The following is a 23,938-nucleotide window of genomic DNA, read 5'->3' on the forward strand; positions in this document are numbered from 1 at the left end:
CCGGAATCGATGGGGGCCGGTCACCGGTACGCCCTGGCCTGGAGTTCGAACATCTCGGCGTAGTGGCCGCCGGCGGCGAGCAGGTCGGCGTGGCTGCCGACCTCGGCGACGCCACCGTCGGCGAGCACCACGATCACGTCGGCCAGTTGCACGGTGGAGAACCGGTGGGACACGAACACGCTGACCGCGCCGGTGCGGCCGGCCACCTCCCGCGCCTGGTCGCGGTAGCGGGCGAACAACGCGTGCTCGGCCTCCGCGTCGAGCGCGGCGGTCGGCTCGTCCAGCACCACCAGCAGTGGGTCGTCGCGCATGAACGCCCGGCCGAGGGCGAGTTTCTGCCACTGCCCGCCGGACAGCTCGGCGCCGTCGGTGTGGCTACGGCCGAGCGGGGTGTCCAGGCCGGCGTCGAGCTGCCCGATCAGATCCTCGGCGCCGGCCCGGCCCAGCGCCGCCCGTACCGCCGGGTCGTCGTCGCGGCGCGGCAGGTCACCGACGCCGACGGTGTGCCGGGCCGGCAGCTCGAACCGGACGAAGTCCTGGAAACCGGCGGCGATCCGCTCACGCCAGCGCGGCACCGACAGCTCCCCCAGCTCGACACCGTCGACGAGAATCCGGCCGGACGTCGGTGACAGCAGGCCGCAGAGCAGTTTGACCACTGTGGTCTTGCCGGCGCCGTTCTCGCCGACGACGGCGACGGTGGCGCCCGCCGGCAGGTGCAGGTCGATGCCCGTGACCACCGGCTGCGACCCACCGGGGTAGCGCAGCGTCACCCCGGCCAGCCGGATGCCCTCCCGCAGCCGGGCCGGCGGCAGACCCGCACCCCCGGGGTCCCGGGCGGTGTCGCCGCCGGACGTCGGGTCGCCGCCCACCGACCACGCGTCGACCGACCCGGGGTGGTCGACCGGAGACGGTTCGTCGACCGGGGTGGGCAGGTCGACCGACGCGGGGTGGTCGACCGACGCGGGATGACCGGGCGCGGCGGCATGACCGGGCGGCGCGGGGCGGTCGGCGGTACGCACCAGGTCGTGCACCTCGTCGAGCCGACGGTAGACGCTGCGCAGCCGCTGGAGGTCCTGCAACACCCCGACCGCCGCCGCGACCTGCTGATTGACCTGCGCCGCGATGGTGACGACCAGGATGACGTCACCCACCCCGCGCCGGCCGGCGACGGCGTCGCGCAGGATCACCAGGACCGCCCCGATGTAACCGGCCGTGAACGCCAACTGCCCGGTCATCCGCACCAGGCTCGCCACCAGCTGGGCCCGCCACAACCGTCGGGTGGCGTCCTGCCAGTGCCCGCGGTGCCGCCGCCGCACCTCGCCGGTCAGGCCGAAGATCCGCAACTCCTTGCCGGCGGCGGCATCGGTGCTGAGCCGGAACAGCCCGAGGGCGCGGCGGGTGGATTCGGCACCCCCCTCCCGGGCCCGGTTCACCATCCGCTCGGCCCGCCGCCCGGCCAGCAGCGGCGGCACGGCGGCCAACGGCAGCAGCAACAGCAACGGATGCAGTACGGCCAGCACCACCGTCGTCAGCGTCATCGCCACGGCCAGCCCGACACCGGTGAGTACGGCCTGGAGACCGACCCGGAGCTGTTGGACGTCCTGCTCCAACACGGTGATCTTGTCGGCGAAGTCGGGCCGCTCGACGTGCGCCATCCCGGACGACCCGTTGGTGACGTCCATCAGCTGCTGGTGCACGTGCAGGACGTCGAGTTCGGCGAGTTCGAAGTAGGCGATGTGGGCGAAGTGGCCGAGGGTCAGGCCGGCGATCAGCAGGACCGCCACGCCGACGCCGGCGACGCTCGCGGTGACCGGCCGGCCGGCGGTGACCGCATCGAAGAGCACCCGCAGCAACACCGCCACCAGGGGCCACGCCACCGCCCCGGCGACGACCAGGGCCAGCGCGGTGAGCGCCTTACGCCGGTCCTGGTGCAGCGACGTCCGCCACAGCGACCACCCGGCGGAGAGTAGCCCGCGGCTCATCGGGTGCTCCCCGGCGACCCGACGTCCGCCGCCGCGCCACCGGCATCCAGCGGGCCGCCGTCGAGATCGCCGTCCACCGCGCCGCCGTCCACCGGGCCGGCCGTTGGCGGGCCGGCCGTTGGCGGGCCGGCGTCGGTGGCGTCGGACGTCACGGGGTCGGGGTGGGCGGCGAAGCGCTGCGCCTGGAGGCTGAACAGCCGGGCGTACCGGCCGCCCCGGCTGAGCAGTTCCTCGTGCGAACCCTGCTCCACCACCCGCCCCTGCTCCAGCACGACGATGTGGTCCGCCCGGCGTACGGTGGCGAACCGGTGCGAGATCAGCACCGTGGTGACCCCCGTGGTGGCGGCGATGATCTCGTCGAAGAACCGTGCCTCGGCCCGGACGTCCAGGCTCGCCGTCGGCTCGTCGAGGACCAGCACCGATGCGCCGTGCCGGACGGCGAACAACGCCCGCGCGATGGCCACCCGCTGCCACTGACCGCCGGACAGGTCCACCCCGTCGCGGAGCTGACCGGTCAGCGGGGTGTCCAGCCCCAGCGGCAACGCGTCGAGGGTGTCGAGGATGCCGGCGGCGTCGGCGGCGGCACGGATGCCCTCCCGGTCGTCGGCGTGGGCGATCGCACCCAACGCGATGTTGTCGGCGGCGCTGGTCTCGTAGCGCAGAAAGTCCTGGAAGATGACCGCCAGGTGGCGTCGCCAGTGTGCCGGCGGGAGGTCGTCGACCGGTGTCGCGCCGACGGTGATCCGGCCCGCGTCGGGCAGCGCCAGCCGGGACAGCAGCTTGACCAGGGTGGTCTTGCCGGCACCGTTGAGCCCGACGATCGCGGTGCACGCCCCGGCCGGCAGGGTGAGGTCCAGGTCGGTGAAGACCGGTGTGGTGCGGTGCGGGTAACGGAACGACACCGCCTCGAAGCGGATGTCCACCGGGCCGGCCGGCCGGTCGCCGGCCCGACCCGACGCAGGCTCGACGGCGGGGCCGGCGGCCACGTCCCCGGTGGCCGTCCGGTCGCGCATCCCGGCCCGGAACTCGCCCACCGCCCGGTAGGCGTTCATGCCGAACTGGGTCTGCACGTCGGCCTCGGGATAGAACTCCCCGAGCTGGACCGCCGCCAGCACGGCCTGGATCACCAGCGCCAGCCGGGTCAGCCCGAGCTGCCCGCCGCCACCGGCCAGGCCCAGCGCGGCGAGCACGGCGACGAGCACCGTCAGGCCGACCGCCGTGTAGAGGAAGTAGGGCTTGAGGTAGACCCGTCGCCGCTGCGCCCACACCGGGCGCATCCAGTCCAGGTACGCCTCCCGGTACTGCTCACGCAACCATGGCAGCAGGCCGAAGATACGGATCTCCTTGGCCGCCGGCCGGCCCATCGCCACACCCCGGAAGTAGGTCAGCCGGCGGATCCGGGCCACCACCGACCCGTAGATCGCCGCGTACCGGCGCAGGCCACCGCGTTGCCCGTGCCGGAACGCCAGCACGGCCACCAGCAGGCCCAGCCCCGCCGACCAGGCGAAGGCCGCTCCGACGATCACCGCGTACCCGAGGAGTTGTCCGTAGCGGGCGAGCAGGGCCAGCATCCCGGCACCCGCCGCCCCCGGACTCTGAATGCCGTGCTCGACCTCACGGGACGCCTCGGTGAGCTGTTCGAGCAGCGCCTGGTCTTCCAGCGGGGTCGTGCTGACGCTGCTCAACGCCGCCGTCATCAGCTCGTCGGCCACCCACCCGTCGATCCGCCGCTGCACCAGCAGACCCGTGGCGACCTGCAGCTGGGCCAGCAACTGCTGGGCGCTGAGCGCGCCCGCCGCCACCACGAACGCGGTCACCAGGTGACCGAAGGCCGGCGCGTCGACGCCGTCGCGGACCGCCTGCGGCAGCCACCCGATCATCCGGCTCGTCGCGACGACGAACAGCACGGGCGCGGCGGCGAGCAGCAGGTTGACCACCACGGCGGCACACACCGCCGGGCCACCCGCCCGGGGCAGCAACCTGACGATGCGCCACCGGTCCTCGGCGGTCCGCCGCAGCACCCCGGCCACGGTGTCGGGGTGCGTCGCGTCGGCGGTCATGCCGGCTCCCCGACCCGCAGGGCCCGGCCGGTGCCACGGGCGGCCCGCTGGAACGCCAACGCCGCAGCGTGCCCCTCGGCGATCGCCCGGACCGCGTCCAAGCCGACGGTGTCGCGGGCTCCGCCCACCACCCGGTGCCAGACCCCGACCCGGCGTACCGTCCGCACCAGGGCGTCGGCGGGCAGCTGACCGGCGGCGACCACCACCGTGTCGGCGGGTACGGACCGGGCCGCGCCGGTGCCGTCGACCAGGTGCACGGCGTCGGGGTCGACACGCAGGCCCCGGACGCCCGTCACCACCGTCACCTGCCGGCGGCGCAACTCGGCGAGCACCGCCCACCGGGTGGAGCGTCCCATCCGGGGGGCGAGCCGGTCACCGCGCAGCAGGATGGTGACCTGCCGGGGTGGGCCGGCACCCGGCTCGCTGGCCAGGTGGGCCAGGTCCACGGCGATGCCACCGCCGCCGATCACGGCGACCCGCCGGCCGAGCGCGTCGTCGGTGAAGGCCGTGCCGTAGTCGCGCACGTGCGGCAGGGCCCCGCCGGGCAGGTCCGGCCGCCTCGGCACCACCCCGGTGGCGACGATCACCCCGTCGTAGCGGCGCAGCAGGTCCTCGTCGGCCCCGGCGACCGGCCAGCCGGTGTGCAGCACCACGCCCAGCCGGGTCAGCTCGGCGGTGAGGAACCGGATCGTCTCGGCGTAGTCGGCCTTGCCGGGCACCCGGCAGGCCAGCCGGAACTGCCCGCCGGGTTCGCGGTCCGCCTCGTAGACGGTGACCCGGTGCCCGGCCAGGGCCAGGTCGTGGGCGGCGCGCAGCCCGGCGGGACCCGCACCGACCACCGCCACCGCCCGGGACCCGGCCACCGCCCCGACCCGCACCACCGGCCCGGCGCGGGTCACCGGCTCGACGTGGATCGCCGGCTCGGGCGGCATCGGCTCGACGTGGATCGCCGGCTCGGCCGGCATCGGCAGGCCGGCCGAGCCGGTCGGGTCGGCCGGCATCGGCGGGTCGACCGAGGCCGGCAGTTCGGCCGAGGCCGGCAGTTCGGCCGAGGCCGGCAGTTCGGCCGAGGCCGGCAGTTCGGCCGAGGCCGTCGGGTCGGTCCCGGCCGGCGCGGCACCGGACCCGGGGTCGGCCTCCCGGCCGACGAGCGGGTTGACCATGCAGGACACCACCGCACCGACCAGCGAACGGTCTATGCAGGCCTGGTTGCAGGCCACACAGATGTTCACCGGGCGGCCCGCACGGCTGCGCTCGACCAGCGCCGGGTCCGCCAGGAACGGCCGGGCCATCGACACCAGGTCCAGCGTGGTGCCGGCCAGGATCGCCTCGGCCTGCGTCAGCCGGTTGATCCGGTTGCTGGCCAGTACGGGCAGCCCACCCACGGCGGCCTTGACCACCGACGCCACCGGCACCCAGTGCCCCGGCGGCACCACCGCCTGCACAGTCGGGACGGGTGACTCGTGCCAGCCGACGCCGACGTTCAACGCGTCGGCACCGGCGGCGGCGAGCGCCCGCGCGTACTGCGCCACCGTGTCCCGGTCGGTGCCGCCGGGCAGCAGGTCGTCGCCGGTCATCCGCATCACCACCGGGAAGTCGGCGCCCACCGCGGCGCGGACCGCCCGCACCACGGCCACCCCGAACCGCATCCGGCGCTGCGGATCGCCGCCCCACTCGTCGTCGCGCCGGTTGGTCAACGGGGAGAGGAACTGGTCGATCAGATAGCCCTCCGAGCCCATGATCTCCACGGCGCTGAAGCCGAGGTCCCGGGCATGGTGTGCGCCCCGGGCGAAGTCCTCGACGATCCGGGCGACCCCGGCGGCGGGCAGCGCGTCCGGGGTGAGCCGGGAGATCGGGCTGGGCACCGCCGACGGGGCGACCGGGCGGGGACCGTCGGCCGCCGGCCGGGCGTACCGTCCGGCGTGGAACAGCTGGAGGGCGAGCAGGCCACCGGCCGCGCCGACCTCACCGGCGACCCGACGCAGCCGGTCCCGGAAGGCGGCGTCGTCGAGCACCCCGAAGCCGGGCACGTCGGCACCGGCGGCGCTGACCGCAGCACCCCCGGTGACCATCAGCCCGGCACCCCCGGCGACCCGGGCCAGATAGAACGCCGCCAACGCCCGACCGTCGTCGTCCCGGTTCTCCCAACCCAGGTGCATCGCCCCCATCACGATCCGGTGCGGCAGCGCCAGCCGACCGATGCGGCCGGGACGCAACACCCGCTCCAGCCCGGTCGTCATGCCAGCGGACCGCTCAGGTCCCGGGTGAACGGCGGCGCGACGATCGACAGCCCGCCGTCCACCACCAGGGTCTGCCCGGTGACGTACTCGGCGGCCGGGGAGAGCAGGAAGGCGATCACGTCGGCGACCTCCTGGGCGGTGCCCATCCGCTGCTTGGGGATCAGCGGCAGCACCCCCGACAGCGGGGCCATGCCGGGCACGTCATAGAAGTAGCCCGACGACTCGGTCTCGATGATGCCGCCGTTGACCGCGTTGACGTTGATGCCCCGGCCGGCGAACTCCACGGCCATGTACCGCACCCACGCCTCGATCGCGGCCTTGGCCGCACCCAGGTTCGCGTACGTCGGGTAGGCGCGGATGCTGCCGTAGCTGGACAGCGCGACGATCCGGCCGCCGTCGGGCATCAGCCGCACCGCCTGCTGCGCGCCCAGCACGAACGAGCGCATGTTCATCGCGTACGACCGGTCCAGGTGGTGCGGCTTGAGGTCCATGATGTTCTTGAAGGAGCTGGCCGCCGCGTTGCACACGAAGTAGTCGAGGGTGCCGAACTCCCGCTCGACCACCGCGAAGAGCCGTTCGATCTCCTCGGGTTGCTCCACGTCGGCGGCGACCGCGACGGCCCGCCCCCCGAGCTGCTCGATCTCCTTGCGGACCTGCTCGGCGAGTTCGGCGTTCTTCTTGTAGTTGACCACCACCGAGGCGCCGCCCCGGGCCAGGGTGAGCGCCAGCGCCCGGCCGATGCCCCGGGAGCTGCCGGTGATCAGGGCGGTACGCCCCTGGTAGCCGGTCATCGTCCGGCCGCCAGGATCTCCCGGGCGATCACGGTCTTCTGGATCTCGTTGGTGCCCTCCTCGAAGCGCTGCGCGCGGGCGTCGCGGTAGACCCGTTCGATGGTGCTGCCCTCCCAGTAGCCGATGCCGCCGTGCGCCTGCAACGCCTTGTCGGTGACCCGGGTCAGCATGTCCACCGCGACCAGCTTGGCCATCGAGGACAGCGCCCCGGCGTCGCTCTGACCCGCTTCCCAGCGGCGGGCGGCGTGCAGGGTGAGCTGCCGGGCGGCCTCGATGTCGGCGGCGTTCTCGGCGAGCGCGAACGCGACCGCCTGCCGGGCCGCCAGCGGTTTGCCGAAGGTGACCCGGTTGCCGGCGTGCTCGACGGCCAGCTCCTGCGCCCGACGGGCCAGCCCCACGCAGGTCATCGCCACGCCGATCCGGCTCGGGGTGAGGAAGCCGCCGAGCGCGACGGCCAACCCGTCGCCCTCCTCGCCGAGCCGGTTGGCGACCGGCACGGGCGCCCGGTCGAAGGTCAGGTGCGCGTGGTCGGTGCCGCGTACGCCCATGGTGTCGGGCATCGGTTGGACCCGGACGCCCTCGACGTTCCGGTCCACCATCAGCGCCACCGTGCCGTCCTTGCCGGTGCTGCCCGCGCACCGGGCGAACAGCAGCCAGTAGTCGCAGCTCACCCCGAAGGTGATCAGGTGCTTCTCCCCGCTGAGCAGGTAGCTGTCGCCGTCGCGGGTCACGCTGGCGCGCAGGTCGGCCCCGGTGCCGGCGGTCGGTTCGGTGAGCGTGAACGCGACCCGCAGGTCCCCGGCGACCTGCGGCAGCACGAACTTCTTGCGTTGCTCGTCGGAGGCGAACTGGTCGATGGAGCGCCACACCCCGTTGGACACGTGCACGATCATCCGCAGCGAGGCGTGCGACATCGAGAACAGTTCGAGCAGGTGCAGGTACTGGGTGAAGGACAGGCCGGCCCCGCCGTAGTCGACCGGCGCGGCGAGGCGCAGGTAGCCCCGGTCGCGCAGGTCGGTCCAGAGCTGCGCGGGGACACTGCGGTCGCGTTCGATCACCGTCGCGTACGCCTCGCCGGGGCCCCGGACGAACGCCTCGACCTCACGGGCCAACGTCTCGAACGACGTGCCATCGGCCTGGGTCACTCTGCCTCCTCGCCGATCGTTGCGCTGATCTGGTCACGCAACACGAACTTCTGCACCTTGCCGACCACGTTGCGGGGCAGCGCGGTGACGGTCTCCAGCCGCTCGGGCCAGTACTGTTTGGCGACCTTGTGGGCGTCGAGGAACCGCTGCATCTCGGCGAAGCCGAATGCCCCGCGGGTCACCACGAACGCGCAGGCCCGCTCGCCGAGGCGCGGGTCGGGCATCGCCACGATCGCCACCTCGCGCACGGCGGGGTGGGTGTGCAGCAGTTGCTCCACCTCCGCCACCGGGATCTTCTCGCCACCCCGGTTGACCACGTCGGTCACCCGACCGGTGATCCGCAGGTAGCCGGCGTCGTCGATGGTGGCCAGGTCGCCGCTGCGGTACCAGCCGTCCGGGGTGAGCGCCGCCGCGGTCAGGTCGGGGCGGTCGAGGTAGCCGGCGAACAGGCAGTCCCCGGCGACCTCGAAGTTGCCCTCCACGCCGGGGCCGAGCACGGTGCCGGCGTCGTCGGTCACCCTGATCCGGATCCCCTCCAGCGCCCGCCCGTCCGTGCCCCAGGCGTGTGCCGGCGCGTCGGTCGGCGCGCTGAGCGTGCCGAGGCACGATTCGGTGGAGCCCCAGGCCCCGCAGACCGCCGCGCCGAGGGTCCGGGTGGCGTGCTCGGCGAGGTTGCGGGGCACCGCCGCGCCGGTGGCGACGAAGACCCGCAGCGCCGGTGGTGGCTGCCCGCCCGTCTCCACGGCCTCGACGAGGTCGGCGAGGAAGGGGGTGGCCGCCTGGACGAAGGTGGATCGGGTGTGGTGCAGCGTCTCCAGCGCGGTCCGGCCGTCCCAGATCGGTTGCAGCACCACGGGTGCGCCGATGGTGAACCCCAGCCACATGCCGTAGAGGAAGCCGGTCTGGTGGGCCAACGGCGACGGGATGAACAACCGGTCGGCGGCGGTCAGGCCGAGGTGCCGGGCCTGCATCGCGGCGGCCCGGGTCAGCGTGTCGACGCGGTGCAGCACGCCCTTCGGCTCCCCGGACGTGCCGGAGGTGAACATCAACTGGGCCAGCGCCGCCGGGTGGGGCCGGTGGGCGGCCGGTGCCGCGCCGTCGGGACGTTGCCGGGCCAGCGCCGGGCCGAACCACTGCCAGCGCAGGTCCGTGGTGTCCGCCGGCAGTCCGGCGGCGTCGGCCGGTGCGGCGGTGCCGGCCGGGATGACGGTGCCGTCGGCGGTGGGGTGGCCGTCCGGGATGACGGTGCCGTCGGCGGTGGGGTGGCCGTCCGGGGTGGTGTGGCCGGCGACGACGAGGACGTGTGCCACGCCCGGGGCGTCCGGGCCGGCCAGCATCGCCGCGGTCTCGGCGAGGTGCGCGCGACCCCGGAACCGGTCGGGGACCACCAGCACCCGGGCCCGGGAGCGGCGCAGCAGCCGGCCCATCTCGCGTTCCCGGAAGAACGGCATCAGCGGGCAGCAGACCGCGCCGATCCGGGTGGTGGCCAGCGTGAGCACCACGAACTCGGTCCAGTTCGGCAGCTGCCAGGCGACCACCTCGCCGGGGCCCACCCCCAGCTCCCGCAGCAACGACGCGGCCTGGTCGGCCCGGCGGTCCAACTCGCCCCAGCTCAGCGTGGTGCCGGGCCGCCCCGGCGAGGCCGCCTCGATCACGGCCTCGGCGTCGGGGCGCGCACCGGCGTGCCGACGGACCAGCTCGGCGACGGGTGTCTCGGCCAACCGCGCCGGTGACGGCAGCGCCACGGACCGCCCCGTGCCGACACCCCGCCCGACGGCGTCGGCGTCACCACCGGCGGGGTCGGTGCCGGCAACCCGACCGACGACGTCGGCGTCGGTGCCGGCGTCACACCCGGTGGTGTCCCGGCCGGCGACACCGGGGACGGGCGGGCCGGCGGCGGGTTGTCGGGGCGTAACCGACCGGCCGGCTCGCCGGCGGCGGGTCGGGGCAGGCGGCGGGCGCGGGCCCGGTCGACCGACATGTTGAGGCCGACGGCGTTCATCTGTTCGAGGAACTGCGGGAAGGAGATCCGGTGGGCGTTCGGGTAGGTCAGCCGGGTCTCGCCGGTGGCCCGGGAAGCGGCCACCGCCAGCGCCATCAACACCCGGTGGTCGTTGAACGAGGACAGGTCGGCCTCCCGCAACTGGCCGACCCCCTCGCAGACGAGCCGGTCGCCGTCGAGCCGCAGCCGGCCGCCCATCCGGTTGAGTTGCAACATCGCCGTCACCCGGTCGGACTCCTTGAGCCGTACGTGGGCCACGTTGTCCAGCACGGTGGTGCCGTGCGCGTGGGAGCCGAGGACGCTGAGCACCGGCAGCATGTCGGGCACCGCACGGCAGTCCACCCGCACCGGGGCCAGCCGCAGCCCGTCGTGGCGCACCCTGATCCAGCCGGTCGCCGGGTCACGGGTCAACGGCACGCCCATGGTGGTGAGGCTGTCCAGCAGGTGCGCCTCCGGATGGTCCAGCTCCCCGGCGGGGACCGCCGGCAGGCCCCGGAACAGCACGTCGGACGGGTGCAGGGCGGTCGCGGCCAGGCCGAACGCGGCGGCGCCGACGTCCGGGGGCAGCCGTACCACCGCCGGGGTGGGCCGCTGGCCGGGCTCGACGTCGTACCGGCGGCCGTCGCCACTGACCTGCACGTGCAGGCCGAACTGGCGCATCATCGCGACCGTCAGGTCGACGTAGGACCGCTCGTTGAACTCACCGACCACCTCGATCGTGGTGGGCCCGGTGGCGAACGGGCTGACCAGCAGCAGGCTGGAGATCCACTGGGAGAGGGTGCCGGGGATCCGCACCCGGCCCCCGGTCGGCGGGCGGGCGGCGACCCGGATCGGCAGCAGCCCGCCGGTCGAGCTGATCTCCACGCCGATGCCGGCGAGGGCGTCGAGCAGCGGGCGGATCGGCCGCCGTCGGAAGTACTTCTGCCCGGTGATGCCGACCGGGGTGTCGGCCAGGGCGGCCAGCCCGGTGAGGAAGTAGAGCGTGGTGCCGGAGCTGCCGACCGAGATCTCCGGCCGCACCGGACGGTACCGGCCGCCGTGCACCACGAAGGCGTCGTCCTCGACGGTGACGGCCGTGCCGAGGTCACGCAGCGCCCGGATGGTGTGCTGCACGTGGCCGGCGTGGCAGGCGCCGTGGATGCGACTGGTCCCGTCGGCCAGCGACGCGAGCATCAGCGCCCGGTGCGCGTGGTACTTCGACGCCGGGACGTCGAACTCCCCCACGAGTGGCTCGGCCGTGCCTTTGATGACGAGACGCACAGTCCCTCCCCGCAGTGTGTGTCAGCCGGCGGTGTCTGGTGGCGACGGTGCCGCCGGAACCGGGGCTGGCCCCGGGGCCGCAGCCGGTCCGGGGGCCGCAGCCGGTCCGGGGGCCGGGACGCCGCCGAAGACGGCGTGCATGCCGCCGTCGGCGTGCACCACCTGCCCGGTGGTGTACCGGGACAGGTCCGACAGCAGGAACAGCACCGCCCCGACCACCCGGGCCGGGTCGGCGCGGTCCCAGCCCAGCGGCGCCCACCGCTCGTACTGGTCGGCCAGGGCGGAGAAGGTGCGCACCCCGCGCGCCGACACGGTCTCGACCGGCCCGGCGGCGACGAGGTTGACCCTGATCCCGGTCGGGCCGAGGTGCATCGCCAGGTAGCGGCAGACCGCCTCCAGCGCCGACTTGTAGACCCCCATCCACCCGTATCCGGGCAGCGCCCGGGTCGAGTCGACGGTCAGCCCGACCACCGCGCCGCCGCCGGGGGCCTGACTCAGCAGCGGCGACAGCGCGGTGGTGAGCTGCTGGAACGAGTACGCCGACGCGCGGAACCCGTCGAGCACCCCACCGGCTGCGGCGGTGACGAACCCGGCCCCCAACGCGTCGGGCGGGGCGGCGGCGATGCTGTGCAGCACCCCGTCGAGCTGCCCCCAGCGGCTGCCGATCGCCTCGGCCAGCTCGTCGACGCTCGCGTCGGACATCACGTCCAGTTCGAGCACCTCGGGGCGGGACGGCAGCAGCTCGGCCACCCGTCGGGTGATCCGGCCGACCCGCCCGTACGAGGTCAGGATGACCTCGCAGCCCTCCCGTTGCAGGGCCGCCGCCACGTGCCAGGCGATGGACTCGTTGTTGAGGACCCCGGTGACCAGGTAGGTGCGCTTGTCCAGGCTCAGCAACGAGCTCAACGCGACGCGCCCGCCACGATCCGCTCGACGAGTTGACCGACGGTGACGTCCGCGAGTTCGCTGCGCGGGATCTCCACCCCGTACTCCTTGACGACCATGGCCATCAGGTCGGCCACGTCGAGCGAGTCGATGTCGAGCGCGTCGAACTTGGCGTCGGCGCTGATCGCGTCCTCCTCGACGCCGAGGTCGATCAGTTCGGCGCGCAGGCGCTCCTCGACGGCGGGGGCGGTGATCTCGGTCGATGGGGAAGACATCCGGATGCTCCTTTTCTCGGTGCGGGTCGCCTAGGCTTTTCTCGGTGCGGGTCGCCTAGGCGGCGAGCGGGGCCTGGCGGGCGAGGTTGGTGTGGTGCCGTTGCGCCCAGTACCACTGCCGCCAGTAGCTCTCGGCCAGCTCCAGCCAGGTCTCCAGCCGGCCGGTGTCGTCGAGGAAGCGGTTCATGCTGACCAGCAGCCAGCTGTAGACGCCCTGGCTGTCCCGGCAGTCCGCGCAGTTGCCGGAGGTGCAGCAGAACTGGAGGGTCTGGTAGTCGGCGCCGTAGACGGCGAAGCCGTCCAGGACCGGGTTGCCGTTGCGGATCCGCTCGGCGTGGTCCGGGTGGTCCACGCTGATGCTGGGGCAGACGTCGTAGCCGAACTGGCCGTCCCAGTGGGTGCGACCGGTGATCAGCGCCTCGATGAAGTACGGGTGGCAGACCACCGTCTCGGGGTACGCCTGCTTGACCCGGAGCGCCTCGGCGAGGGTGCGCTGCTCGTTCTCGATGCGCAGGGCGTGGTCGCTGCCGTGGGCGGAGTAGAAGTTGAAGGTGACCTGGTTGCCGTTGTCCTGGATGGCCCGGACGGTCGGCTCGACGTACTGCAGACCCTCCTCCGACAGCGCGTACACGAAGATCACCCGGGGGTCGTTACGGTAGTGCCCGAGGGCGGTCTCGAACAGCCCGGAGAACGACGAGCCGTTGACCCGGTAGCCGCGCAGCGCGTCGTCGAGCGGGCCGCCACCGAACAGGCTGATGGCGACCGCGACCTGCTCGAAGCCGACCATGGGCAGCGGCCGGATGCCGTTGGTGGAGATGGTCACGTACGGCAGCCGCTCGACGAACGGCACCACCCGGGGCAGGACCAGGGTCGGCTCGCCGCCGATCAGGGTCGCCTGGGTGACGCCCTTGGCTACGAGCGAGTCCACGAACCGGGAGATCAGCTCCGGGTCGGAGGTCTCGGGGACGGCCGCGTCGAAGCCGCCCTCGAAGTACCAGCACCCCTTGCACCGGATGTTGCAGGTGGTGGTGAGGTGCACCTCGGTCGCGCTGACCCGGCGGCCCATGTCCCGCACGACCTGCAACCGCGCGGCCAGGTCGGGGCGGTCGGCCAGCAGGGACGCCAGACGGGTCTTGGCCTCCCGCCGGGACAGCGGACGGGGATTGATCGCGATGGGAGTGGGCATGACCGTCCTCTCAGGTGCCTGCGGACGGGACGACGAGCCCCAGTGCGTGGATCCGGGGAACGACGGTGTCCTCCCACTGCTGCAACGCCTCGCCGTTGGTGGTGCGGCGCAGGCCGTACCGGACCGCCCGCTTGGAGCGCTCGGATTCGGGCGTGCCGAACAGGTCGCGGAACACCGGCCAGAGCCGGTCCAGCGCGGCCTGCAACTGCTCGCGCCCCTCGTCGGTGGTGGCGAGGTTGCGGCAGACCCGGGCACCGTGCGCGATGTGGATCTTCTCGTCCAGGATGATCGTCCGGACCGCGTCCGCCCACGGTTTGTAGCTGCCCTGGGCGAACTCCTTGATCATGATCAGGGCGCTCTCCTCGCCGATGTAGGAGTAGATGCCCCGCTCGGCCCAGGTGGTGCACTGGTGCAGCCGCTTGTCGGCGAAGAGCCGACGCTCCTCGATGGTCTGGCTCTCCATGTGGGAGGTGTCGATGCCGATCTCGGCCAGCACCCGCTTGCCGATCTTGTAGTGGTCGTACTCCTCGGCGGCCCGCTCGGCGCAGACCTGACGCTCCTCGGCGTTGGGCGCCAGCGGCAGGAACATCATCGTGTAGTCGTCGCCACCGGAGAGCTCACCCTCCGTATTGATCATGATTTGACTGATCAGTGCCTTCTGGTAGGCCCGAGGCATCCGCTTCAGCTCTTCGGGGGTACGGACCACCACTTCTTCGTCGTCAAGGATCTCCACCGACATAACGCAGACCGCCTCCTGTCGCCATTCACACCCGCAAATTACGGAAAAGGGGACACCGGCGCTGCCGCGCCGCCACGACGGACCCGGGACGACTCCCGGTGACCCGATCCCCTGCGAAAATCCCCCCGTTCCTCCTCGCCCGCCACCGACGGTGACGTCAGGTCAGGTTCTCGATCGCCAGCCTGCGCACGTCCGACCGTTGGATCTTGCCGAGCGGAGTACGCGGAAAACTGTCGACCCCGATCTCCTTGAGCGGCACGAACCGACGCGGCACCTTGAAGGCGCTGAGCTGTTTCAGCAACAGCCCACGCCATTCGTCGTCCCGGGCCTCCGCGCCGGGCAGCAGGGTGTACACCAGCACCAGCTCCACCCCCGTCACCGGGTGCGGCAGCGCGGCGACCACCGCATCTTCGATCCCGTCGAGCTGCGGCACGACGTTCTCGATCTCGGCGGGATAGACGTTCTCCCCGCTGACGATGACCATGCTGTCCATCCGGTCGACGATGGTCAGCTCACCGCGTTCGTCGAGGTGGCCGAGATCGCCGCTGCGGACCCAGCCGTCGACCAGCCGCCCGGCGGTGAGTTCCGGCGCCTGCTCGTACCGGGTGAAGATGCTCGGCCCACGCATCAGCACCTCGCCGCTCTCCCCCGGCGGGACGTCCCGGCCGGCCTCGTCGACGACCCGCACCTGGGCGAACGGCACCGGCAGCCCGGCCGTACGGCGGTCGGCCGGCCGGCGGTCCCGGGGCTCCACCACCGTCAGGGAGGTCATCTCGGTCATGCCGTAGACCTGGAACACCGGGATGTCGAAGGTGGCCTCGAACCGGTGGATCAGCTCTGGGCTGAGCGCCGAGCCACCGGCGAGGACCCCCTTGAGCCGGCTGGCGGCCGGTCGTTGCGGTCGTTCGACCAGGTGCGCGAGGTAGGCGTTGACCACCAGGGTCCAGGTGGGCCGGAACCGGTCCACGTAGGTCCAGAACCGGGCCAGCGCCACCTCCGAGCGGACGCAGACCGAGCGCCCCCCGGACCACAACGGCGTCAGCGTGGGCAGGCCCTGCCCACCGACGTGCAGCATGGGGATGACGTTGAGGAAGACATCGTCGCGGCCCGCGTCGGCCCACTTCACCATGGCCAGCGAGTTGGCCAGCAGGGCGCGGTGCGACAGCACCACCCCCTTGGCCGCGCCGGTCGAACCGGAGGTGTAGACGATCTCGGCGTCCCCCGCCGCGCCGCCCGGAGGTGCGGGCAGGTCCCCCGGGCGCGCGACGCCCCGGTCGAGGACCTCGGTGAGGAACACCTCCGCGTCGTCGACAGGCAGCCAGCGCCGGCCGGGCGACGCCTTCGCGGCGGTCGCTGACGGACCGAGCACCAGCCTGACGTCGGCGTGGGCGAGCAGGGTGTCCAGCTCGGCCGGGCCGGACTTCGGGTTCAGCGGCACCAGCATCCGCCCGGCGGCGATGATCCCGAGGAAGAGCAGCGCGGCCAGCGAGGAGTTGTGCAGGACCACGGCCACCCGGCCGCCCGGTGGCACCCGGTGCTCGTCGAGCAGCGCCGCACAGCCCCGGGTGAAGGTCAGCACGTCGGTGAAGCTGACCACCCGCCCGCCGGGCTCCGCCGGGAGCAGGTACGGGTCGTCGCCGTAGGCCGCGGCGGCCTGGGAGACGAGGTCCAGCAGGTTCGCCGTGACGGTGAGATCCGGCTCGACCAGCGGACTAGGCATGCGACTCGTCGCGGACGGCGGACTCCTCGACGACGGCGCAGAGCCGGTTGACCGTGGGTGTGTCGAAGATGACGTCGACCACGTCCACCCCGTACGCCGCCTCGACCCGGGTCACGATCTCCACCGCGCCCACCGAGTCCATGCCGAGCTCGACGAGATCGTCGTCGGGGCCGACGGTGACTCGGTTGAGCACGTCGGCGCAGATCGAGGTCATGTTCTCATGCAGATCGGTCGCGGTCACTGAAGCGGTCCCCCCATGTCAGATCACCACACGGGCCACGGCAACGTTGCGGCAGCGGTCCCTTCCCCCAACTCTCGGGACTCGTCGGGACCATACTCAGTCGCGTCGTGAACCGTCCAGGGCAACCGTCGGGGCAATCGTCGGCACCCGCCCCCTACATCGTCATGCGTCATTAGTCCGTGCCATATCCGGATAGGATCCGGGCATGGGGAAGGGGCGACCGAAGGCCAGGCTGGTGCTCACCGACGAGGAACGGGAACAACTGGCGAGGGGGGCCCGCGCGGCCCACTCGACGCAGGCGTTCGCCATTCGCTGCCGCATCGTTTTGGCATGCGCCGACGGGGCCACGAATATCGAGGTCGCGACCCGGTTGAACGTTTCACCCGCGACGGTCGGGAAATGGCGTTCCCGGTTCGCCGCCGCCCGGCTGTCGGGGCTCGCCGACGACCTGCGTACCGGCCGGCCCACCTCGGTGCGTCCCGAGCAGGTGGACCGGGTGGTGGCGGCCACCCTCGGCGGCACGCCCGCGCCGGCCCGGCGGTGGTCCCGGGCGTCGATGGCCGCCCACACCGGGCTGTCGGCGTCCACGGTCGGCCGGATCTGGCGACAGTTCGACCTGCGCCCGCACCTGCAGGACGGCCCGACCCTGGCGGCCGACCCGGGGTTCGTCGCCTCGGTGGTGGCCCTGGTCGGGCTCTACCGTCATCCGCCGGAGCAGGTTCTGGTGCTCTGCGCCACGCCCCGGGACGACCGCTCCCCGACCAGCGGCAGCCCGCCCCCGACCGGGTCCGATCCGTACCGGCCGGGGTCGCCCGCACCCGTCGGGGAGGACGGCCCGCAGCGGCGGCGACGCGCGGCCGCGTACCGGCGGTTCCTGGTGGCGGTGGACCGGGCGGTGCCCGCCGGGCTGCTGGTGCACGTGATCGCCGACGACCCGGCGTCACACGGGGCTGCGGCGGTCCGGGGTTGGCTGGCCCGGCACCCCCGCTTCCACCTGCACCTGACCCCGACCGGCGGGGCCTGGGCCGACCAGGTCCGACGCTGGTCGGCCCTGCTCGCCGCCCGACACCCGGACGACGCCGGCCCGGTCCGCCCCGACACGGTCGGGCCGGCCCCGGACGGGGCGGTCGGGACCACCGGCGTCGGGGAGGGGCCGACCCGCTGGATCAGCACCGCGGACGGGGTACGGCAGGCGCTCGCCCGACATCGTCAACGGACTTCGGACGCATCGACGTCCGCCGACCGACGGCATGCGCCGGGCCCGCCCGCTGCGGCTACCGGCATGTGAGATGTCGGAGTCGCATCGTGCTCCGGCTCGGACCAGGCGTCGGCCGGACCCGGCACCGCGTCGTACGCCCGAACCGGTCGGGGCCGACCCCGCACCCACGCTCCCGGGGCCGCGACACCCCTCGGGGACCGGCCTGCCCCGGGCAGCGGCCCGCGCCGCCCGACCGTGCTCCGGTCGGGCGGCGCGGGGCGGCTGACGCGTCGGGGCGACGCGGGAGGGCGGCGGTTACCTGACTGCGGGGACCCGCAGGACACCCACCTCACCGACGTTGCCGGCCACGTCGACCGCGCGGTAACGGACCCCGTGCGCCAGGTCGTCCAGCGGCACTGGCCCGGTCCAGGTGGTCCACTCCCCACCGTCGAGGCGGTACTCCACCCGGGCCACCCCGGAGTCGCCGTCGCGACCGGTGACGACCAGCGTGCGGCCCACCAGCGTCGCCTCGGCGGTCGGTGCCACCCGGTCCACCTGCACCGACACCGACCAGGGCTCGCTCCAGAACAGGTTGACCCCCTGCGCCCGGTACTGCACCGTGTGCCGGCCCGCCGGCAGGGCCACCGGCTCCCGGTACGGGAACCAGCCTCCCCCGTCGATCTGGTACTCCACCAACCGGATCAGCTCGCCGTGGGCCAGGGTGAGGGCGGCGTTCGCGCCGTACCAGCCGTCGGCGCCCGGGTCGGTGATCCGCAGCCGGGGCTGCCCGCCCCGGTAGCGCAGCGGCTCGACGCCGCTGAGCGTGGGCACCACCGGCCTGATGGTGCCGTCGTCGGCGAAGTACAACCGGTCGATGGTGGTCTCCCGGTGGGTGCCGTCGCCGCCCGGGATGGCGAACCGGTGGTACGCCACGTACCAGTCGTCGGTGCCGGGCACCTGGACGATCGAGTGGTGACCGGTGCCCAGGATGCCCTGGCCCGGGTCCTTGGTGAGGATCTCCCCCTTGCTGGTGAACGGCCCGAGCGGGCTGGCGCCCATGCCGTAACCGACCCGGTAGTTCTCGCTGCCGGTGTCGTCGATCGACCAGGACAGGTAGTAGACGCCGTTGCGCTTGTGCAGGAACAGGCCCTCGCGGAAGCCGGTGAGCCCGGTCAGCCGGACCCGCCTGCCGACGTCGTACGAGATCATGTCGTCGTTGAGCGGGACCACGTACGGGGTGCCGTTGCCCCAGTAGAGGTAGCTCTTCCCGTCGTCGTCGGTGAAGACCGCCGGGTCGATCTGCTGGGCGTTGCCGTAGTCGGCCTTGCTGACCAGGGGTCGGCCGAGCGGGTCGACGAACGGCCCGAGGGGCGAGTCGGCCACCGCGACGCCGATGTTCTGCTGCGCCGAGAAGTACAGGTAGTACTTCCCGTTCTTCTCGATCGCGGCCGGCGCCCAGGCGTTGGTGTCCGCCCAGCTGATGTCGGGCCCGAGGTCGAGGATGGTGTCGTGGGCGGTCCAGTCGACCAGATTGCGGCTGGACCAGACGGTGAACGTCGAGCTGCCCCAGCCGGGGAACCCGTCGGTGGTGGCGTAGATGTAGTAGGTGTCGCCGAACCGGACGATGTTCGGGTCGGCGTTGAAGCCGGGCAGCACCGGGGTGTTCATCGGCACCGCCCGCACCGTCCAGGCCCGGCTGGCCCCGGCGGCGCTGGTGACGGTGACCGTCACCGGTCGGGTGTAGTTACGCGGACCGGCGGGCTTGACCGTGGAGGTCGGCGCGACCAGGTAGCGCGGGGCGAGGCTGGTCAGGTCGGTGCCCGGCCGGACCGGCAGGGTGATGGTGCCGGTGGCGGCGTCCACGATGGCCGGCACCTTCAGGCTGTCGAGTTCGACGGAGACCACGCTGGTGCCGTTGCTGCCGAGCGCGGCGACCTCGGCGTCGGTGAGCGCCCGGTTGTAGAGGGAGAAGTCGCGGATCCGGCCCTTGAGGTAGCGGTCGCTGGCGTACTGGGAGCGGCCGAGGTAGTTGGCGGTGGTCCGGCCGCCGCCGATGTCGCCGGGGGCGACGGTCAGCCCGGTCTTCTCGGCCACCCGCACCCCGTCCAGGTAGATCCGCGCGGTGCCGGCCCGGTTCAGGGTGTACGTCAGCGTCTTCCACGCTCCCCGGGGGACCGCCCGACCACCGGTGACGGTCTGTTCGCCGGTCCAGTTGCCCAGGCTGATCGAGGTGCGGTAGTCGTTGCCGGTGGTGAACAGGTAGCCGTTGCCGACGCCTGCGGAGTCGGTGTTGCCGAGCCCCCAGAGAAAGTACGGGGTGGCCTGGTCGGCGGCGATGTTCACGTCCATCGACACGGTGATCTCGTCGAGGCCGGCCATGATGTTGTCGGGCAGGTCGACGTGGCCGTTGGTGCCGCCGAGGGTGAGGCTGCCTGCGTCCCAGCGGGCGTCCCCGGCCAGCGTGGCGTGGTGGCCGTTGCCGGAGTCGTCGGTGACCGTGCCGCCGCCTGCCTGGTCGAGCCGGTAGTGGGCCACCACCCCGTCGGCGTTGGCGCTGACCGGCGGCGGCGCGTCGTTGAGCGCGTCGAGTTCGGCACGGGTGACCGGGATGACGGTGCCGTGGCGGGGGCTGGCCGGCAGCCGGTAGGAGGCCGGCACCTTCCAGTTCGGCTTCGCCAGGTCGTCGGTGCCCAGCGGGATGTAGCCCCGGCCGCCGTACTCGTCGACGAAGAGGTAGTAGCGCGAGCCGGAGGTGTCGCCGGGGTTGGCCTTGAAGACGGTGGGTCCCTCCACGGCGGAGGTGCCGGCGTCACGGCCGATGCACGAGTCGAGCATCGTCCACGACGGTCGGCCGGGCAGGTCGACGGCGGTCAGCGAGGTCGACCTCTCCTGGATGATGTCGGAGCAGCCGGTGCCGCCGCCGCCCTCGTCCTTGGTGAACCGGTAGTAGGTGTCGCCCTCGCGGATCATCGTGGAGTCGATCCGCGACTCGCCCCGGTCCTGCCAGATCGTCGCCGGGCTGAACGTGACGAAGTCGCGGGTGGTGGCGGCCAGCATCCGGTTGTACGTGTTGCCCGTGTGGTTCGGGTCGTTCTCGGCGAACAGCTTCGAGGCCCAGAAGACCAGGTACTCGCCGCGCTCGGCGTCCCAGTACGCCTCGGGCGCCCAGGTGTTGCCGGCGGTCGGCGGGGAGACCTCGACGTGCCGCTGCGCCGACCAGTTGACCAGGTCGGTGGACTCCCACACCTCCAGGTAACGGCTGCCCCGGCGCTGGGCGGCGTCCCAGTCGCCGTTGCGGCCGATCGACAGGTCGGTGGCGATCAGGAAGAACCGGTCCCCCTCCGGGCTGCGGATCAGGAACGGGTCGCGCAGGCCCCGGGTGCCGTACGTCGACTCCAGTTTCGGCTGGCCGCCGTTGACCTCGGTCCACTGCAGGGCGTTGTTGCCCCGGCTGGCGGCGAAGTAGATCTTCTCCCCGGCGATCGAGTTGCCGGTGAAGTAGCTGAACGCGTAGCCGGCGTACGGCGCGGGGGCCGGCAGCTCCCGAACGGTCAGCGGGATGGTCCGTTCGGCGGTGGCGCTGCCGACGGTGACGGTGGCGGTCACCGGGACCGTGACGTCGCCCGCGCCGTGCGCCGGGCGACGGACCACGCCGTCGGGGGTGACCACCTCGGGCCGGGCCGAGCGCCAGGCGACCGTCGCGCCGTGCCGGCCGGTGCCGGGCAGGGTCAGGTTGCCGCGGACGTCGTCGGCGTGCACCAGGGACAGCGCGGCGGCGGCCGACTCGGCCCGGGTCTGGTCGGACTCCTCGGGTCGTACGATCGCGGCGACCTCGGCGGGGGTGAGCGCCCGGTCGTAGATCCGGAAGTTCGCCACCCGTCCCTTGAGGAACCGGTCGGTGGCGTAGGTGGACCGGCCGAGGTGGTTGCTGGTGGTGACGCCGTTGCCGACGGCGCTGGGCGGCACGGTGACGGCGGTGTTGCGGGCCACCTGCACACCGTCGGCGTAGAGGGTGCCGGTGGTGCCGGTCTGGGTGTAGGTGACCGACTTCCAGACCCCCCGGGTCAGGTTGCCGCCGGCGCCGGTGACCTGCTCGCCGGCCCAGTTGGTGGTGGTGATGCCGGCGCGGAACGCGTCGCCGCTGGCGAACAGGTAGCCGGTGCCGGCGGCAGAGGTGGCCGGGTTGCCCAGACCCCAGAGGAAGTACGGGGTCTGCTGGGTCGGGTCGACGAGGACGTCGACCGCGACGGTGAGCGACGACCGGCCGGCCAGGATGTCGTTCGGCAGCTTGACGTGGTCGTCGACGCCGTCGAGCAGCAGCCCGTCCGGGCCGGTCCAGGTGCCGCCGCCGACCAGGGTGCCGTCGTTGCCGTGGCCGGAGGTGTCGGTGATGGTGGTGCCGGTGCGCTGGTCGAGGTCGTAGCGCAGCAGCAGCCCGTCGGTGACGTCGGCGGCAGCCGCGTCGGCCGGGGTCGCCACGGCGGGGGTCAGCGCGGCGACCAGGGTGAGCAGCGTGGCGGCGGCGAGGGTACGGGTGCGGCGGGGGGTGGCGGCGTGGTGGTCCCGGGGAACTGCTGAGCGCATGGGGGATTCCTCGGTGTCATGTGAGCGTTAACAGGCTGGAATTGTCAACGCAACAATCAGACTCCGTCAAGGAGGTGGACCCCGCCGATGCGCTGCGCTCACGCCCGCTCACCGCAGGGCGACCCGGGGGGCCCTTGACGCCGTCGAGCGACCCGAAACCACCCCGCCGACCTACTTGATCTTGCGAGTGGACCGGACCACGATGTCCGCGTACTCCGGGTGCCGACCCAGCCAGTCACCGAGGAACGGGCAGATCGGCACCGCCGTCCGGCCCCGGGAGCGGGCGTCGTCCATGACCGCGCGGGCCAGCGTCGACCCGACGCCCCGACCCTCAAAGGCTGAATCGACCTCGGTGTGCGTGTAGGCGATGATGGTGCCGGTCAACTGGTAGGTGACCACCCCGGCCAGCGTTCCGGTCTCGTCGCGCGCCTCGAACCGCTCTCGGTCCGGCGCGTCTGTCACGGTGAACTCCACCGGACCATCCAAACACGCGACGGCGGGGTCAGGATCGCAGCGTGCGGCTCGGCGGCTGGCCGTAGGCGGCCCGGTAGTCGGTGGCGAAGCGCTTCGCGTCCGTGAACCCCCAGCGGGCGGCGATCGCCGCCACCGTGTCGCCCGACGCCGGATCGCCCCGGAGCAGATCCTGGTGGGCGCGGTCCAGCCGGACCCGGCGGGCGTACCGGGCGGGGGTGGTGTCCTGGTAACGGCGGAACGCGTACTGCAACCCCCGGGCGGAGACGCCGGCGGCCTCGGCCAGCTCCGTCAGCGACACGTACCGATCGCTGTGCGCCTCCACGTGGTCCATCGCCCGACGTACCACCGAGGGCGCGATGTCACCCGGGCCGCGCGGCTGGGGTACGACGGTGGCGCTCGGGAAGACCGCCAGCGCCGCCGTCGCCAGCATGTGCCGGACCTGCCCGATGATCAGCGGGTTGGTGGCCAGGGCGAGGTCGGCCATCACCACCTGCCGCACGTACGCCAGCGTCCCCAACCAGTGCCGCTCCAGCCCGACCGAGACCGGACGGGTTCCCACGAAACGCACCCGCCCACCGCCACCTCCGGACCAGCTGTGGGCGACCTCGTCGACCAGCGACATCGGCAGCCCGACGGCGAACGACTCGACGGCGTCGCCCTCCAGCTCCAGCAGTTGCTCCGCCGGCAGGAGGGCCACCTCGCCGGGCGCGACCCGGTGGACGTCCCGGCGGTCGCTGACCGACAACCGTCCGTCGCGCACGTGCATGATGTTGACCAGTCCGCGCGCGACGCCCTCCACTCGGATGCGCGCCGAGTACCGCAGTCCGTACAGTGTTACATCGCCGAGCATGGTTCTCATGCCCTGCGGTCTCGCCCCCTCCGACCCGAACTCGGACAACGCGACGGTGACGTCGGCGAAGGTGGCCCGTAGGAAGGCGCGCACCTCGTCGGCGTCGGTCATGGTGTACCGCTGCCAGGGCAATGGCTGCACCCCGACTTCGGGATCGGCTTCCACGGCTGGTCGCGCCGTCGATCGCCGGGAGAGGGGCGGCCGGTAGCCCGCCATCCGGTGCCCTCCCGTGGCCACACCGCCCGGTCACGCACCGGGACGGCGAAAATCCAACAATGCCGCACTATAGGCGACATCGCCGATGCG

The 23,938-nt window shown here is 73.0% G+C and carries 17 protein-coding genes; 1 reads left to right on the forward strand and 16 read right to left on the reverse strand.

Annotated elements, in window-relative coordinates; all coding sequences use genetic code 11:
* Positions 1-20: 20 nt before the first annotated feature.
* The 13 genes from ACQP2H_RS18080 to ACQP2H_RS18140 all read right to left on the reverse strand — a co-directional run bounded on the left by ACQP2H_RS18080 (position 21) and on the right by ACQP2H_RS18140 (position 16,526).
* On the reverse strand, positions 21-1,982 hold the full coding sequence (locus ACQP2H_RS18080; protein WP_363822839.1) for an ABC transporter ATP-binding protein: 1,962 nt from the start codon (positions 1,980-1,982) through the stop codon (positions 21-23).
* A complete protein-coding gene (locus ACQP2H_RS18085; RefSeq protein ID WP_433228147.1) occupies positions 1,979-4,042 on the reverse strand; it encodes an ABC transporter ATP-binding protein in 2,064 nt (687 codons plus the stop codon). Before ACQP2H_RS18085 ends, ACQP2H_RS18080 begins: the two co-directional genes overlap by 4 nt.
* Positions 4,039-6,282: an FAD-dependent oxidoreductase gene (locus tag ACQP2H_RS18090; protein ID WP_433228149.1), complete on the reverse strand. Its 2,244-nt coding sequence runs from the start codon at positions 6,280-6,282 to the stop codon at positions 4,039-4,041. Before ACQP2H_RS18090 ends, ACQP2H_RS18085 begins: the two co-directional genes overlap by 4 nt.
* The gene (locus ACQP2H_RS18095; protein WP_208566717.1) at positions 6,279-7,073 is read right to left on the reverse strand and encodes an SDR family oxidoreductase; all 795 of its coding nucleotides are present in this window, start codon (positions 7,071-7,073) and stop codon (positions 6,279-6,281) included. Before ACQP2H_RS18095 ends, ACQP2H_RS18090 begins: the two co-directional genes overlap by 4 nt.
* Complete coding sequence (locus tag ACQP2H_RS18100) at positions 7,070-8,218, reverse strand: acyl-CoA dehydrogenase family protein (RefSeq protein WP_208566718.1); 1,149 nt, start codon at positions 8,216-8,218, stop codon at positions 7,070-7,072. Before ACQP2H_RS18100 ends, ACQP2H_RS18095 begins: the two co-directional genes overlap by 4 nt.
* A complete protein-coding gene (locus ACQP2H_RS18105) occupies positions 8,215-9,963 on the reverse strand; it encodes an AMP-binding protein (protein ID WP_433228151.1) in 1,749 nt (582 codons plus the stop codon). The genes ACQP2H_RS18100 and ACQP2H_RS18105 overlap by 4 nt, the downstream gene beginning before the upstream one ends.
* On the reverse strand, positions 9,870-11,480 hold the full coding sequence (aroA, locus tag ACQP2H_RS18110) for a 3-phosphoshikimate 1-carboxyvinyltransferase (protein WP_433228153.1): 1,611 nt from the start codon (positions 11,478-11,480) through the stop codon (positions 9,870-9,872). The genes ACQP2H_RS18105 and aroA overlap by 94 nt, the downstream gene beginning before the upstream one ends.
* A 21-nt stretch (positions 11,481-11,501) precedes the next feature.
* Complete coding sequence (locus ACQP2H_RS18115) at positions 11,502-12,386, reverse strand: SDR family oxidoreductase (RefSeq protein WP_433228155.1); 885 nt, start codon at positions 12,384-12,386, stop codon at positions 11,502-11,504.
* Entirely contained in the window at positions 12,383-12,640 is a 258-nt protein-coding gene (locus tag ACQP2H_RS18120; RefSeq protein WP_208566720.1) for an acyl carrier protein, read from the reverse strand. Before ACQP2H_RS18120 ends, ACQP2H_RS18115 begins: the two co-directional genes overlap by 4 nt.
* A 55-nt stretch (positions 12,641-12,695) precedes the next feature.
* The gene (locus ACQP2H_RS18125; protein WP_219462819.1) at positions 12,696-13,826 is read right to left on the reverse strand and encodes a 4Fe-4S cluster-binding domain-containing protein; all 1,131 of its coding nucleotides are present in this window, start codon (positions 13,824-13,826) and stop codon (positions 12,696-12,698) included.
* Between the two features lie 10 nt (positions 13,827-13,836).
* Positions 13,837-14,559 carry a Phenylacetic acid catabolic protein gene (locus tag ACQP2H_RS18130; RefSeq protein ID WP_208566722.1) on the reverse strand — a complete coding sequence of 241 codons (723 nt, stop codon included), beginning with the start codon at positions 14,557-14,559 and terminating at the stop codon, positions 13,837-13,839.
* Between the two features lie 163 nt (positions 14,560-14,722).
* Positions 14,723-16,285: a class I adenylate-forming enzyme family protein gene (locus tag ACQP2H_RS18135; protein WP_357534315.1), complete on the reverse strand. Its 1,563-nt coding sequence runs from the start codon at positions 16,283-16,285 to the stop codon at positions 14,723-14,725.
* Positions 16,278-16,526: an acyl carrier protein gene (locus ACQP2H_RS18140; RefSeq protein WP_219462823.1), complete on the reverse strand. Its 249-nt coding sequence runs from the start codon at positions 16,524-16,526 to the stop codon at positions 16,278-16,280. The genes ACQP2H_RS18135 and ACQP2H_RS18140 overlap by 8 nt, the downstream gene beginning before the upstream one ends.
* Before the next feature lie 205 nt (positions 16,527-16,731).
* Here ACQP2H_RS18140 and ACQP2H_RS18145 point away from each other — a divergent pair, with 205 nt between their 5' ends.
* Positions 16,732-17,814 (forward strand): helix-turn-helix domain-containing protein, encoded by a 1,083-nt coding sequence (locus tag ACQP2H_RS18145; RefSeq protein WP_357534313.1) that lies wholly within the window; start codon positions 16,732-16,734, stop codon positions 17,812-17,814.
* A gap of 225 nt (positions 17,815-18,039) precedes the next feature.
* Here the strand turns inward: ACQP2H_RS18145 and ACQP2H_RS18150 are convergent, their stop codons facing one another.
* The 3 genes from ACQP2H_RS18150 to ACQP2H_RS18160 all read right to left on the reverse strand — a co-directional run bounded on the left by ACQP2H_RS18150 (position 18,040) and on the right by ACQP2H_RS18160 (position 23,764).
* Complete coding sequence (locus tag ACQP2H_RS18150; protein ID WP_433228159.1) at positions 18,040-22,308, reverse strand: family 43 glycosylhydrolase; 4,269 nt, start codon at positions 22,306-22,308, stop codon at positions 18,040-18,042.
* Positions 22,309-22,479: 171 nt separating this feature from the next.
* Positions 22,480-22,770: a GNAT family N-acetyltransferase gene (locus ACQP2H_RS18155; RefSeq protein ID WP_363822826.1), complete on the reverse strand. Its 291-nt coding sequence runs from the start codon at positions 22,768-22,770 to the stop codon at positions 22,480-22,482.
* A 40-nt stretch (positions 22,771-22,810) separates the two neighbouring features.
* Complete coding sequence (locus ACQP2H_RS18160; protein ID WP_433228161.1) at positions 22,811-23,764, reverse strand: helix-turn-helix domain-containing protein; 954 nt, start codon at positions 23,762-23,764, stop codon at positions 22,811-22,813.
* Between the last annotated feature and the right edge of the window lie 174 nt (positions 23,765-23,938).

Origin of the sequence: Micromonospora sp. CA-248260 (assembly GCF_050942205.1) — a bacterium.
GTDB lineage: Bacteria > Actinomycetota > Actinomycetes > Mycobacteriales > Micromonosporaceae > Micromonospora > Micromonospora antibiotica.

Excerpts from the sequence above, each read along its gene's own strand:
- ACQP2H_RS18080 (WP_363822839.1), bottom strand. The coding sequence starts at position 1,982 with ATGAGCCGCGGGCTACTCTCCGCCGGGTGGTCGCTGTGGCGGACGTCG.
- ACQP2H_RS18085 (WP_433228147.1), bottom strand. The coding sequence starts at position 4,042 with ATGACCGCCGACGCGACGCACCCCGACACCGTGGCCGGGGTGCTGCGG.
- ACQP2H_RS18090 (WP_433228149.1), bottom strand. The coding sequence starts at position 6,282 with ATGACGACCGGGCTGGAGCGGGTGTTGCGTCCCGGCCGCATCGGTCGG.
- ACQP2H_RS18095 (WP_208566717.1), bottom strand. The coding sequence starts at position 7,073 with ATGACCGGCTACCAGGGGCGTACCGCCCTGATCACCGGCAGCTCCCGG.
- ACQP2H_RS18120 (WP_208566720.1), bottom strand. The coding sequence starts at position 12,640 with ATGTCTTCCCCATCGACCGAGATCACCGCCCCCGCCGTCGAGGAGCGC.
- ACQP2H_RS18125 (WP_219462819.1), bottom strand. The coding sequence starts at position 13,826 with ATGCCCACTCCCATCGCGATCAATCCCCGTCCGCTGTCCCGGCGGGAG.
- ACQP2H_RS18135 (WP_357534315.1), bottom strand. The coding sequence starts at position 16,285 with ATGCCTAGTCCGCTGGTCGAGCCGGATCTCACCGTCACGGCGAACCTG.
- ACQP2H_RS18145 (WP_357534313.1), top strand. The coding sequence starts at position 16,732 with ATGGGGAAGGGGCGACCGAAGGCCAGGCTGGTGCTCACCGACGAGGAA.
- ACQP2H_RS18150 (WP_433228159.1), bottom strand. The coding sequence starts at position 22,308 with ATGCGCTCAGCAGTTCCCCGGGACCACCACGCCGCCACCCCCCGCCGC.